The organism is Pseudomonas sp. MPFS, from assembly GCF_022537035.1.
GTDB lineage: Bacteria > Pseudomonadota > Gammaproteobacteria > Pseudomonadales > Pseudomonadaceae > Aquipseudomonas > Aquipseudomonas sessilinigenes.
This window is the reverse complement of the sequence record NZ_CP066123.1, coordinates 6,402,451-6,415,103: the sequence shown is the minus strand read 5'-3', so window position 1 is coordinate 6,415,103 and position 12,653 is coordinate 6,402,451. Positions and strand designations below refer to the sequence as shown.

At 62.1% G+C, this 12,653-nt stretch carries 7 protein-coding genes and 1 tRNA gene; all 8 read right to left on the bottom strand.

Annotated features, from left to right (window positions below; genetic code table 11):
- Window positions 1–41: 41 nt before the first annotated feature.
- The 8 genes from I9018_RS29510 to dnaG all read right to left on the bottom strand — a co-directional run bounded on the left by I9018_RS29510 (window position 42) and on the right by dnaG (window position 12,457).
- Window positions 42–836, bottom strand: coding sequence for a carbon-nitrogen hydrolase family protein (locus I9018_RS29510; RefSeq protein WP_241108162.1), 795 nt, complete (start codon window positions 834–836; stop codon window positions 42–44).
- Between the two features lie 111 nt (window positions 837–947).
- Complete coding sequence (locus I9018_RS29505; RefSeq protein ID WP_068575619.1) at window positions 948–2,630, bottom strand: NAD(P)/FAD-dependent oxidoreductase; 1,683 nt, start codon at window positions 2,628–2,630, stop codon at window positions 948–950.
- A gap of 166 nt (window positions 2,631–2,796) precedes the next feature.
- A complete protein-coding gene (locus tag I9018_RS29500; RefSeq protein WP_068575617.1) occupies window positions 2,797–3,258 on the bottom strand; it encodes an Lrp/AsnC family transcriptional regulator in 462 nt (153 codons plus the stop codon).
- A gap of 95 nt (window positions 3,259–3,353) precedes the next feature.
- Window positions 3,354–4,454, bottom strand: coding sequence for a pyridoxal phosphate-dependent aminotransferase (locus I9018_RS29495; protein WP_241108161.1), 1,101 nt, complete (start codon window positions 4,452–4,454; stop codon window positions 3,354–3,356).
- Window positions 4,455–4,622: 168 nt separating this feature from the next.
- A tRNA-Ile gene (locus I9018_RS29490) sits at window positions 4,623–4,699 on the bottom strand.
- A gap of 15 nt (window positions 4,700–4,714) precedes the next feature.
- Window positions 4,715–8,458: an EAL domain-containing protein gene (locus I9018_RS29485; RefSeq protein WP_241108160.1), complete on the bottom strand. Its 3,744-nt coding sequence runs from the start codon at window positions 8,456–8,458 to the stop codon at window positions 4,715–4,717.
- Window positions 8,459–8,571: 113 nt separating this feature from the next.
- Window positions 8,572–10,419: an RNA polymerase sigma factor RpoD gene (gene rpoD / locus I9018_RS29480; protein WP_124347239.1), complete on the bottom strand. Its 1,848-nt coding sequence runs from the start codon at window positions 10,417–10,419 to the stop codon at window positions 8,572–8,574.
- A 67-nt stretch (window positions 10,420–10,486) separates the two neighbouring features.
- Window positions 10,487–12,457 carry a DNA primase gene (gene dnaG / locus I9018_RS29475; protein ID WP_241108159.1) on the bottom strand — a complete coding sequence of 657 codons (1,971 nt, stop codon included), beginning with the start codon at window positions 12,455–12,457 and terminating at the stop codon, window positions 10,487–10,489.
- Window positions 12,458–12,653: the final 196 nt, after the last annotated feature.

Here is a 12,653-nt window from a genome sequence, read left to right as displayed (position 1 = left end):
TCCAGGACAGAGAGGTGCCCATGCTAGCGGATATCCCGGGATCAGCGCTTGCCCAGCGCCGTGTAAAGCTCGGGACGACGGTCGGCCAGGTAGCGATTCAGCGCCCGGGATTCGTTCATCAGTGCTCGGTCCAGGGTGCCGATGATCAGGGCCTCGTCCAACCCGGCCAGGGCGATGCGGCTGCCATCCGGGGCCGCGATGCTGCTCTGGCCACAGTAGCGGATCTGGTCTTCCTGGCCGCAGTAGTTGGCATAGGCCACGTAGCACTGGTTCTCGAAGGCCCGGGCACGGATCGTGACATCAGCGACGAAATCGTAGGGAATCATGTTCGCCGTCGGCACCAGGATCAGTTCGGCGCCGGCCAGGGCCAGGCGCCGGGCGTTCTCCGGGAACTCGATGTCGTAGCAGATCAGGAAGCCGAGCGTCCAGCCGTTGAGCTCCACCAGGGGGAAGTCGTCTGCGCCGGCGCTGAACATCGAATGGTCCAGGTCGCCGAACAGATGGGTCTTGCGGTAGTTGCACAGGCGCTGGCCGCTGGCGTCGATCAATTGCACGGAGTTGTAGATCTGGCCATCGGCGCTGCGCTCCGGATAACCGTAGAGAATGGCCATCTCGGTGGACTGGGCGATGGCGGCGATACGTTGGGCCGCCGGGCCGTCCTGGGGCTCGGCCAGCGCACTGACGGCCTCCAGGCCGATGTTGTAGCCGCTGAGGAACATTTCCGGCAGTACCAGCAGGTCGACTGCGCTGGCCTGCGTGGCCACCTGCTGCAGCCGATGCAGGTTAGCGGCTACGTCCAGCGGCTGTGGAGGGCACTGATACAGGGCGACACGCATGTTCTTCACTCCTCTGACTTGCGGTGGCGGCTATCTTCGCCGCTACCACAGGCTCGGGCCAAGCCCGTTTGGCGCCTTTGCAGGCGCCGGGTCGGCCGGCCTCGGTGTGGCTCAATCGGCCAGGGCAATAGGGCCGATCTCGTTGAACACATCGCCCGGTCCCGGATTCTCCGGATGGGAGGCGCCGCCGAAGTGTTTCATGATGCCCCACACCGCATTGAGGGAGGTCTGTACCGCACCTTCGACCCAGGCTGGGGTCCAGGACACATCGTCGCCGGCGATGAAGATGCCGCGTTGCTCGGCCGGCATGTCGTCCTGCATGAAGTGTGCATACATCCGCTGGTTGTAGCGGTAGTGGCCCGGCAGCGCGCCCTTGAAGGCGCCGAGGAAATGCGGGTCGGCCTCCCAGGAGACGGTGATCGGGTTGCCGATGACGTGGCCGGCGATGTCGACCTTCGGGTAGACCTTCTTCAATGCGTCCAGCGCAAGCTGCACACGTTTTTCCACCGGGTGCGGCAGCATCTTCATGGCATCGCTCATCCAGGAGTAGGACAGGCAGATCACCCCAGGCTTGTCGTCGCCGTTGTCGAACAGGTAGGTACCGCGAGTCAGGCGGTCGGTGAGGGTCATGCTCATCACGTCGCGACCGGTCTGCGGGTCCTTGTCCTTCCAGAATGGCCGGTCGACCATGACGAAGGTCTTCGACGATTGCATGTAGCGGGTGCGGTCCAGGGCCATCCACATCTTCTGCGAGAACAGCGCTTCCTCGCACTCGATCTGGGTGGTCAGCAGCCAGGTCTGGCAAGTGGCCAATACCGCCGCGTAGTGGCGGGTATCGCCCCAGTAGTCGGTAACGGCGAAGGTGCCATCGGCGGCGCGGGCGATCTTCTTCACGCCGGGGCGCGGTGCGCCGTTGTGCAGCTTGGCCAGGGAGGTACCGGCCGGCCAGTGGGCGCATTGTTCCGGGATGTGGCTCCAGATGCCGCGGGGCACTTGTTCGACGCCGCCCACCACCAGGTGCTGGTGGTCGTCGCAGTTGGTCATCACCACGCGGAAGATTTCCAGCATGGAGTTGGGGAAGTCCGAGTCCCAGCCGCCGGTGCCGAAGCCTACTTGGCCGAAGATTTCGCGGTGGCGGTAGGACAACTGCGAGAACGCCTTGGAGGTGGCGACGAAGTCATAGAAGGTGCGGTCGTCCCACTTGGGCACCAGCTCGTCCCACAGGGCCTTGAGCTTGAGCGTGTCGCGCTCGCGGATGGCGTCCTGGATCTGTGAGAAGCGTGCACCGTCTTCCAGGGCATCGGCCCAGGCCCGGGCCACTTCGCGGAAGATTTCCGGCAGATCGTCCATCTTCTCGGCGTAGTGGCTGGTGCCTTCCAGGTCGACCACGGTGCTGCCCGAGGCTGGCGTCAGCGGGTTGGGGAAGGGACGGGTTTCCAGGCCGAGCTTGTCGACGTAGTGGTAGAAGGCGGTGCTGGACACCGGGAAGCGCATGCCACCCAGCTCGGCGATGATGCCGTCGGCGCCTTCGAAGGTTTCCGAACGCAGGCGGCCGCCCATTTTCGATGCTTCGTAGACCACAGGCTTGAGGCCCATCTTCATCAATTCATAGGCTGCAACCAGCCCGGAGATGCCGGCGCCGACGATCGCCACTTCGGCGCCGTGCTGGGCCTTGGGAATGCTGCCCAGGCCGGCGGGGTGCTCGATCCAGTCATCGAAGGCGAAAGGGAAATCCGGGCCGAAGATGGTGATCGGTTTCTTGCCGTCTGCAGGATGGCGATTGTTCTTGTTCATGGCTGACCTTGGCGGGCGGCTCAGCGAAATGCTGAGTATAGGAAAAGATGGCAGCCATTCTAGAGAGGGGTGTGCTCGTAAATAAGACGCAAACTGTCGTCGTTATGCATTGTTATTTATCAATGTGACGAATTATTAGAGCATGTTGACGAAATCTTGCCAGGTCCTAGAGCGCATGCCCGCGATCGATCTTGCTGCTGAGGATGATCGAGGTGGTGGTCTTTTCCACGCCGTCGACACTGCCGATCTGGTCCAGCAGTTGATCCAGCTGTTCCGGGGATTCGGTGCGCAGCCAGGCCACGTAGTCGAATTCGCCACTGACCGCGCACAGTTGCTGGACCTGGGCCATGCCACTCAAGCGGCGCAGGACTTCCTTGCCGGAGCGCGGTTGGACCTTGATGCCGACATAGGCCTGCAACCCGCCATCGATCACCCGCTGGCCCAGGCGTACGCCATAGCCGGTAATGACCCGGGCCTTTTCCAGGCGCGCCAGGCGCGAGGTCACGGTGGTACGGGCGATGCCCAGTTGCCGGGCCAGCATCGCCACGCTTTCGCGTGCGTTGATTTGCAGGGCGGCGATCAGCTGACGGTCGACTTCGTCGAGAACGGGAGGACGGCTATCGGACAAGATGGGCTCCAGCGCGGTGGTCGGGGAGCGCACATGTTAGCGCCTCCCACGGCCCGCCGCTCGTCGCCCGGGAGCTGCCTTTGGGCGACGCGGGCTCAGGCGGGAATGACCTGGGCGAAGGCGTGGCGAAAGCGCTGCATGTCCTGCTCGTCGCCGATGCTGACCCGTGCCCAGTTCGGCCAGCTGTCCCAGACCCGACCGATCTTCACCTGGCGTGCCGCCAGGGCATCCACCACGTCCTGGGCCGGGCGCCGGACATCGACCATGAAGCAGTTGGCCTGGGAGGCGGTGCAGTTGAATCCGCGTTGCTGCAACCAGGCGATGGTCGCGTCGCGCAATTGTTGGTTGTGTCGCTTGCGCTCGGCCAGCAGGTGCGGGTCTTCCAGGCTGGCTAGCCCTCCCAGCAAGGTCGACGCCGCCGGCACGTTGTAGCCGCCGTAGGTTTCCAGGCGCTCGAGCAGCGCCGGCTGGCCCACGGCTAGCCCCAAGCGAGCCCCGGCCATGCCGTAGATCTTGGAGAAGGTGCGCAGCACCAGTAGCTGCGGGTGCTCCTTGACCAGCGGGATGCAGGTGCTGGCCGTGGAGAAGTCGATGTAGGCCTCGTCGATCAGCATGACCGCCCCCTTGGGCAGGCGTGCCAGTGCCTGCTCGATGGCCTGGCGTGGCGTCAGGGTGCCGGTGGGGTTGTTGGGGTTGCACAGGTAGATCAGGCCCGGCGCCGGGTCGACGGCGAGCATCGCTTGCAGGTCGTGGGCGTGGTTGGCGTCCAGAGGCACCTCATGCACCTTGGCCTGGCGCCCCTCGGCAGCTTCCCTGGGAGCCTCGTAGGAGGGGGTGGCCATGACCAGGCTCGCGTCCTGGGTGAAAGCCACGACCGCGTGCTGCAATGCGGCCTTGGAGCCGCAGAAGCTCTGCACATGATCCTCGGGAATGCCCTGCTGGCGGGCGAACAGCGCGTTGAGCCGGTACTGGATCTTGTAGGGATAGCGACCGCTGAGGGCGATGCCTTGCTGCATGGCCTGGCGGCTGGCAGGAGAGGGGCCCCAGGGGCTCTCGTTGAAGTTGATCAGGACATCGGTGGCCGGTGGCGATACCGACGATGGGGCGGGTTCGGCAGCCTGGCTCCAGCCTGGCAGTGACAGCAGCGGCAGGGCGGATGCCAGCCCCATGAGTGATCGGCGCGTAATCTCAACCATCGATAAATCCCTTTCTTATCGTGAAAGACCCCGAGGCGTCTTTTGTCCTGGTTGGACATCGATATGACGGCGGGAAAACAGCGTGATTTAAGATGGCGATTCAGTGGCCATGGGTGAAGCAGGCAGATTTCAGGCATGAAAAAACCGCGCAATGCGCGGCTTCGAAGATGGTGGGCCCACACGGACTTGAACCGTGGACCAAAGGATTATGAGTCCTCTGCTCTAACCAACTGAGCTATAGGCCCTCAGTAGGCGGCGGATTATAACGATGGTTTCTCGGCTGTGCTATCCGAAAAATCGGAAACGCGGATCTGCAGGAAGCTGGCGCAGAACTCCTCCGCTTCCAGGGGCAGGCTGACGATGTAGCCCTGGATCTGTTCGCAGCCTTCCAGGGTGAGGAAGGTCTGTTGTTCCTGGTTTTCCACGCCTTCGGCGATCACCGTGAATTGCATGCTGCGGCCCAGGGCGATGATGGCGCGCACGATCGCCACGTCGTGGGGGTCGTCCGGCAGGCCGCGGACGAAGGATTGGTCGATCTTGAGGAAATCCAGGGGCAGGCGCTTGAGGTAGCTCAGGGACGAGTAGCCGGTGCCGAAGTCGTCGATGGCCAGTTGCACGCCCAGGCGCTTGAGCTGGTGCAGGACCTCCAGGGCTTCCTCGGCCTGGCTCATGATGAAGTTTTCGGTGATTTCCAGTTGCAGCAGGCCAGGTTGCAGGTCGTAGTCGTCCAGCAATTGCTCGATGCGCCCCAGCAGGTTGGGTTGGCGCAGTTGTGCGCCGGCCAGGTTCACCGACAGCGGTCCGAAGTTCTCGTAGCGCTGGTTCCAGTCGTGCAGGTATTGGCAGGCCTGTTCCAGGACCCAGTCGCCGATTGGCAGGATCATGCCGTTTTCTTCGGCCAGGGGGATGAAGTGTTCCGGCGGTACTTCGCCGAAGCTGGGGTGGCGCCAGCGGATCAGTGCTTCGGCGCCCACCAGCTCGTGGTTGAGGAGGCTGATCTTGGGCTGGAAGTACAAGGTCAGTTCATTGCGCTCGATCGCCCGGCGCAGTTCATGTTCCAGGGCCACGCGCTCGCTGGCTTGGGCGGTCAGGTCGCGGGTGTAGCGTTCCACGCGGTTGCGCCCCTTGGCCTTGGAGCGGTACATCGCGGCATCGGCGTTCTTGATCAGGGTGGCGACATCGCTGCCGTCCTTGGGGTAAAGGCTGGTGCCGATGCTGGCACTGATGAAGAACTCGTGCTCCCCGGCCTGGAACGGTGCGTTGAAGCAGTTCAGCAGCTTGCCGGCGATGTGGTCGGCGTCGCTGGCTTGGTGCAGGCCTGGCAGCAGGATGATGAACTCGTCCCCGCCCAGCCTGGCCACCGTGTCGATGTCACGCAGCTGCTCCTTGAGGCGTACGGCAATGCCCTTGAGCAGCAGGTCCCCCACAGGGTGGCCAAGGCTGTCGTTGATGTGCTTGAAGCGGTCCAGGTCGAGGAACAGCACCGCACCCTGGCCGCCGTTGTCCTGTTGGTTATTGAGTGCGGCCAGCAACCGGCTTTCGAACAGGGTGCGGTTGGGCAGGCCCGTCAACGGATCGTGGTGGGCCTGGTAGTCGAGCTTTGCCTGGGCGTGCTTGAGGCTGGAGATATCGGCGAACACCGCGACGAAGTGGGTGATCTGCTGTTCCTGGTTGCGCACGGCGTTGATCGTCAGCCAGTTGGGGTAGAGTTCGCCGTTCTTGCGCCGGTTGGAGATCTCCCCCTGCCAGTGTCCTTCCAGGGTCAGCTGGTGCCACATCGCCGCATAGAAGGCGCTGTCATGCAGCCCTGAAGCCAGCAGGCGCGGAGTATATCCCAGGGCCTCTTTCTCGCTGTAGCCGGTGATTTCACTGAAGGCTCGGTTGACTGCACTGATGCGTTGCTGGGTGTCGGTGATCATGACGCCTTCGGCGGTGCTTTCGAAGACGGTGGCAGCCAGTTGCAGTTTCTCCTGCATCAGCTGGCGATCGGTAATGTCCCGGGCGATGGTCAGCATGCAGTCGTCATCGCCGATAGGGAGTGGCCGGCTGGAGAGCTCGCAAAGGCGGATCTGGCCATCGCTGCGGCGGATATGGCACGTGAAGTCACGCACGAAACCGTCCCGCTGCAAGAGTTCGAGCATGCGCTTGCGTTCGTTGAGGTTGACCCAGATTCCCAGGTCGAGGGTCGAGCGGTCCAGGGACATGACGCTGTTGAAGCCGGTGATGCGCCCGAAGCCCTCGTTGACCTCCAGCAGCAGGCCATCTTGCTGCCGGCTCAGGAGCAGTCCGTCCGGCGATGCGTGGAAGGCCTTGGCGAACTTTTCTTCCGAGGTCTGCAGCCGCTGCTGGGTTTCCTTGAGCTGGCTGATGTCCCGGACCACCACTACCAGCGCCGCTGTGGTGTCCAGGTCAAAAGGTTCGGCGGAAATCAGCCCGGTGAACAATTGGCCGTTGTGGCGTCGAAAGGACATTTCCAGGTTGCGGATACTCCCGGCTTGCAGGCGCTGCAACAGGCTGGGGCCGACGTCCGGGATGCCCCAGATATTGAGCTGGGTGGCTGTCTGGCCGATCACCTGGGCGGCGCTCAGGCCGATCTGTTCCTCGAATGCCTTGTTGACCTCCAGCAGGCAGCCATCGGACAAGCGGGCGATGACCAGGATGTCCGGGCACTGCTGGAACACCGAGGCGAACTTTTGTTCGGACAGGCGCAGGGCCTCTTCGGTGTGCTTGGCTTCGCTGATATCGATCATCAGGCCGCGCATCACCGGCTCATGGCCGTGCTCGATCAGGCTGACGATGTCGCGGACCCACAGGCAGCGGCCATCGGCGGTGATCACCCGGTAATCGAGGCTGTGGTCGCGTCCGGATTGTACCGCCAGATCGCAAAACGCCTGGGCGCGGGTCAGGTCGGCGGGGTGGATGATGTTGCGCCAGAACCCGGGGATCAACCAATGGGCCAGGGGGTAACCCAGCAGCGGCTCGGCGTGGGGCGAGACGTAGCTGTAGGTGAAGTCGCTGATATTGGCTTCCCAGGCGATGGCAGAGAGGCTTTCGACCAGGCTGCGGTAGTGGTATTCGCTGCTGCGCAACTCCTGCTCCAGGGCGACTCGGCGGGAGATCTCCGAGCTCAGGCGACGGTTGATACGAATGACCACGGCCAGCACGGTGACCAGCGACAGTAGGCCAGGCAGGCCATAGACCAGTACGTCCCGCCAGAATGTCCGGTGATCGAGCACACTGCCCACCCAGCGTTGCTGGATCGTGCTGATTTCGTCTGGGCTGAGATCGGCCAGGACCTTGTCGAGAATGCCTACCAGGATCTTGCTGTCCCGAGGCACGCCCATGGCCAGCTGGTAGCGGTAGGGTGTCTCGCCGCTGACGTAGAGACCTTCGAGCTTGAGCTGGCGCAGGCTCCAGACACTGGAGGCAAGGTCGCCGACCACGGCATCGACCTTGTCGGTGGCCAGGGCTTGCAGGGTCGAGCTGACGTTCGGCATGGCCACCAGGTTCAGGTCCGGGTGATGGGAGCGCAACAGCTCGTGAGGGGCGTAGTTCTCCACTACGGCAATCTTGAGGCCGTACAGGTCATCGAGATTGCGGGGCTGTGCCCCGCCTTTGTGGGCCAGGATCACGATGGGGAAGTCGAGGTAGGGGCGGGTGAAGGCCATGTAGCTCTGGCGTTCGGGGATCGACATGATCCCCGGTAGCAGGTCCAGCTTGCCTTGCTTGGCGTCTTCGAGAACGGCGGTCCAGCTGGCAGGTTCTATAGGCTTGAGGCTGATGGACAGGCGTTCCTGGATCAGCTGGATATAGTCGGCCGCCAGGCCCTGGTAGCGGCCTTCTTCGTCGCGAAACTCAAAAGGTGGCCAGGAGGCATCCACGCCCAGGCGCAGTTCCGGGTGAGTCTTGAGCCAGCTACGTTCTTCGTCGGTGAGAGTCAGTGCGCCAGCCGTTGCGGTCCAGGTAAGCAGCGCCAGCAGGAGCATGGCCGACAGTCTGGGCATAACCGTCTCGTTATGGAGCGGATGAATGCTTCGAGTGTAGACGGGGTATTTGGCGGGGAAAGGTGAAGGGGCGGCAAAAAGCAAAACCCCCAGCAGGGCTGGGGGTCTTGGGCTTACTCGTCGAGGAAGGAGCGCAGATGCTCGCTTCGCGTCGGGTGGCGCAGCTTGCGCAGCGCCTTGGCTTCGATCTGGCGAATCCGCTCACGGGTGACGTCGAACTGCTTACCAACTTCCTCGAGGGTGTGGTCGGTATTCATGTCGATGCCGAAGCGCATGCGCAATACCTTGGCTTCACGAGCGGTGAGGCCGGAGAGTACTTCGCGTGTCGCTTCCTTGAGGCTTTCCACGGTGGCGACATCGATTGGCGACTGCATGGTCGAGTCTTCGATGAAGTCGCCCAGATGGGAGTCTTCGTCATCACCGATCGGGGTTTCCATGGAGATCGGCTCTTTGGCGATCTTCAATACCTTGCGGATCTTGTCCTCAGGCATTTCCATGCGTTCGCCCAGCTCTTCCGGGGTCGGTTCGCGACCCATTTCCTGGAGCATCTGCCGGGAAATACGGTTGAGCTTGTTGATCGTCTCGATCATGTGCACAGGGATACGGATGGTGCGAGCCTGGTCGGCGATCGAACGGGTGATCGCCTGGCGAATCCACCAGGTGGCATAGGTCGAGAACTTGTAGCCGCGACGGTATTCGAACTTGTCCACCGCTTTCATCAAGCCGATGTTGCCTTCCTGGATCAGGTCGAGGAACTGCAAGCCGCGGTTGGTGTACTTCTTGGCGATGGAGATCACCAGACGCAAGTTGGCTTCAACCATCTCTTTCTTCGCGCGACGGGCCTTGGCCTCGCCGATCGACATGCGACGGTTGATTTCCTTGATCTCGGCGACCTTAAGGCCGGTTTCGGTCTCAAGCGCAGTCAACTTCTGCTGGCAACGGACGATGTCCGGCTGCAGGCGGGCAATGGCTTCGGCGTACTTGCTCTTGCCTTTGGCCAGGGCCTCGGTCCAGCTTTCATCCACTTCGTTGCCGGGGAACTGGCGCAGGAAGTCGGCACGCGGCATGCGGGCATCACGCACGCAAAGCTGCATGATGGCGCGTTCCTGCTGGCGCAGACGATCCAGGGCGCTGCGTACGCGCTCGACCAGGCCTTCGAATTGCTTCGGTACCAGCTTGATCGGCATGAACAGCTCGGCCAGGGCCAGCATTTCGTCGATAGACTGCTTGTTCTCGCGGCCATGCTTCTTCAGGGCCTTGCGAGTGACTTCCAGCTGATCGGCGACGGCGCCAAAACGCTGTGCGGCGACGACCGGATCCGGACCGCTTTCGGCTTCTTCTTCGTCTTCGGAGGCTTCACCGTCTTCGTCTTCGCTGTCGTCGTCCTCTTTCGCCGACTTGGTGTCGACAGGTGGAGGAATCTCGGCAGCGGGCGGGGTAATGCCGTCGTCCGGGTCGATATAACCGCTGAGGACGTCAGACAGGCGGCCACCTTCGCTGGTGACGCGAGCGTATTCGGCGAGGATATGGTCTACCGTGCCAGGGAAGTGCGCGATCGCGCCCATCACTTCACGGATGCCTTCTTCGATACGCTTGGCGATTTCGATTTCGCCTTCACGTGTGAGCAGCTCTACGGTACCCATTTCGCGCATGTACATGCGCACTGGGTCGGTAGTGCGACCAATGTCGGTTTCCACAGCCGCCAACGCAGCGGCGGCTTCTTCAGCTGCTGCTTCATCGGTATCGGCTTCGGCCAACAAAAGGGCATCCGCATCCGGAGCACTCTCGAATACGTTGATCCCCATGTCGTTGATCATGCGGATGATGTCTTCCACCTGTTCCGGATCTGAAATATCCTCCGGCAGGTGGTCGTTGACCTCCGCGTAAGTCAGGTAACCCTGCTCACGTCCACGGCTGATCAACTCTTTGAGGCGAGACTGCTGTTGCGCTTTTCCGGACATAACACCCTATCCACTGAAGGTCTTGGCGGGCAAAAAACAAGCCGAGGATTATACCCGAGCTATGACCTCACGCGCCAGTTGAGGTCGGGTTTGATGCGGGAACATTGCGTTTTAGAAGCTCAACCAGCTGTTTTTTCTCATCGCTGCTGAGCTCGCTTTGACGCGATTTCCTGAGAAGTTGGTCTAAAACACGCTCGCGTTGGCGAGCTGACAAGCTGTTAATGGTGTCGAAAAACTGTTGTTCAAGGTTATCTCCGTCGATTAACCACTCTTTTTCCGCCAGTGCGTTAAGTAGATTTCCTTGCGAGGTGCCGTGCCAGCGCGCCATCAGCTGATGAATAGAGCGTAGCTGAGGATTTTTCTGCACGGCTTCGATCAGGGCTACCAGCAACTGTGTATTGGTGTTGTCGTCATCGGCAAAGTGCCCGGCATCTTCAACTTTTTTTGCCAGCTGAGGATGGTGCAGCAAGGTTCGCAGGGCTGACTGGATGGGCGGCTCCACTGTTGCAGGCGTTCGCGGGCCGCGGGGGTGGTCGCGATCGCCCTGGCGCTTGCCTTTGCCGTTCTTGTCCCAGGGCTTGTTTTCCCATTTCTTGCCGCCGCTCTTCTTCGGCGTCCACTCCTGCTGTGGGGCGTACGCTTCCTGGTGCGGCTCATTGTAGTCGGCGTAGTCCGGCATGCCGTCGTAGTCGATGCCGGCGTCGTAGTTCGGCGAGGCTTGCGGCGCGGGATTGTGGGCCAGTTGATTGACTGTTTCGTTGCTGAGGCCCGTGATCTCGGTGAGGCGCTGGCGCATCAGGATGCGCAGGTTGGCCCCTGGAATCTTTTCGATCAGCGGTGCTGCCAGCGTTGCCAGGTGGGCCTTGCCTTCCAGCGAGCGTGGATCGGCTTCCTCGATCAGTTGCTGGAAGAAATAGTCGGCCAGCGGTTGTGCGTGCTGGTTGATCCGGGCAAGGAACGCGTCGGTGCCTTCCGAGCGAACCAGGGTGTCGGGGTCTTCTCCTTCCGGAAGGAACAGGAAGCGTGCCCGACGTCCGTCCTGCAGGCAGGATAGCGTGGCCTCCAGGGCGCGCCAGGCGGCCTTGCGCCCGGCTTGGTCGCCGTCGAAGCAGAACAGCACATTGGGCACGATGCGGAACAGGCGCTTGAGGTGTTCTTCGCTGGTGGCGGTGCCCAGGGTCGCGACGGCATTGCGCAGGCCCTGCTGGGCCAGGGCGATCACGTCCATGTAGCCCTCGACGACGATGATTTCGTCGAGGTTGCGATTGTTCTTGCGGGCCTCGAACAGGCCGTAGAGTTCCTGTCCCTTGTGGAACACCGGGGTTTCCGGGGAGTTCAGGTACTTGGGCTTGTCGTCTCCAAGCACGCGGCCGCCGAAGGCGATGATCCGGCCGCGAGTATCGCGGATCGGGAACATGACCCGGTCGCGAAAACGGTCGTAGCGTTTACCGGTCTCGGCATTCTCGATCAGCAGGCCAGCATCGATCATGGCTTTCTGCTGCAGGGTGTCGCTGCTCAGGTGCTTGAACAGGTTGTCCCAGCCGGGAGGGGCAAAGCCCAGGCCGAAATCCCGGGCGATCTCGCCGGTGAGCCCGCGTCCCTTCAGGTAATCCACTGCTGCCTTGCGTGCGGGGTGGCTTTTCAGGGCCTGGCGATAGTAGTCGGCGGCGGCGGTGAGCAGTGGGTACAGGGGCGAGTCGGTGGGTTGGCGAGGCTTGCGCTGGCCACGGCCGCTTTCCTCGCGCGGCACTTCCATGCCGGCGGCTTTCGCCAGTTCCTCGACGGCCTGGGGAAAGTCCAGGTTGTCGTGGTCCATGATGAAGCCGAGGGCGTTGCCGCCGGCGCCGCAACCAAAGCAGTAATAGAACTGCTTGTCGGGGCTGACGCTGAAGGAGGGGGTCTTTTCCTTGTGGAACGGGCAGCAGGCGGTGTAGTTCTTGCCAGCCTTCTTGATCTGCAGGCGCGAGCTGACGACATCGACGATGTCGGTGCGGTTCAGAAGGTCGTCAATAAAGCTCTGGGGAATAAGCCCGGCCATGGCGTTCTCGTCATCACTGCGGGGAAAAATAGCCCTGGCGATGTCGTCGAAAGATCTAGGGCGAGGCGTGAGGCGTGCGCGGTTCGACCCGGGTCTTCGGCGTGGTCGCAGTCGGGAAGTGTATCTGCCGAACGTCCACTGACGTTAGCTTCAATCAGTATTCGAGTATCTGAAAGATGTTGCTCCGACAGCAAGC

Excerpts from the sequence above, each read along its gene's own strand:
- I9018_RS29510 (WP_241108162.1), bottom strand. The coding sequence starts at position 836 with ATGCGTGTCGCCCTGTATCAGTGCCCTCCACAGCCGCTGGACGTAGCC.
- I9018_RS29505 (WP_068575619.1), bottom strand. The coding sequence starts at position 2,630 with ATGAACAAGAACAATCGCCATCCTGCAGACGGCAAGAAACCGATCACC.
- I9018_RS29495 (WP_241108161.1), bottom strand. The coding sequence starts at position 4,454 with ATGGTTGAGATTACGCGCCGATCACTCATGGGGCTGGCATCCGCCCTG.
- I9018_RS29485 (WP_241108160.1), bottom strand. The coding sequence starts at position 8,458 with ATGCCCAGACTGTCGGCCATGCTCCTGCTGGCGCTGCTTACCTGGACC.
- rpoD (WP_124347239.1), bottom strand. The coding sequence starts at position 10,419 with ATGTCCGGAAAAGCGCAACAGCAGTCTCGCCTCAAAGAGTTGATCAGC.
- dnaG (WP_241108159.1), bottom strand. The coding sequence starts at position 12,457 with ATGGCCGGGCTTATTCCCCAGAGCTTTATTGACGACCTTCTGAACCGC.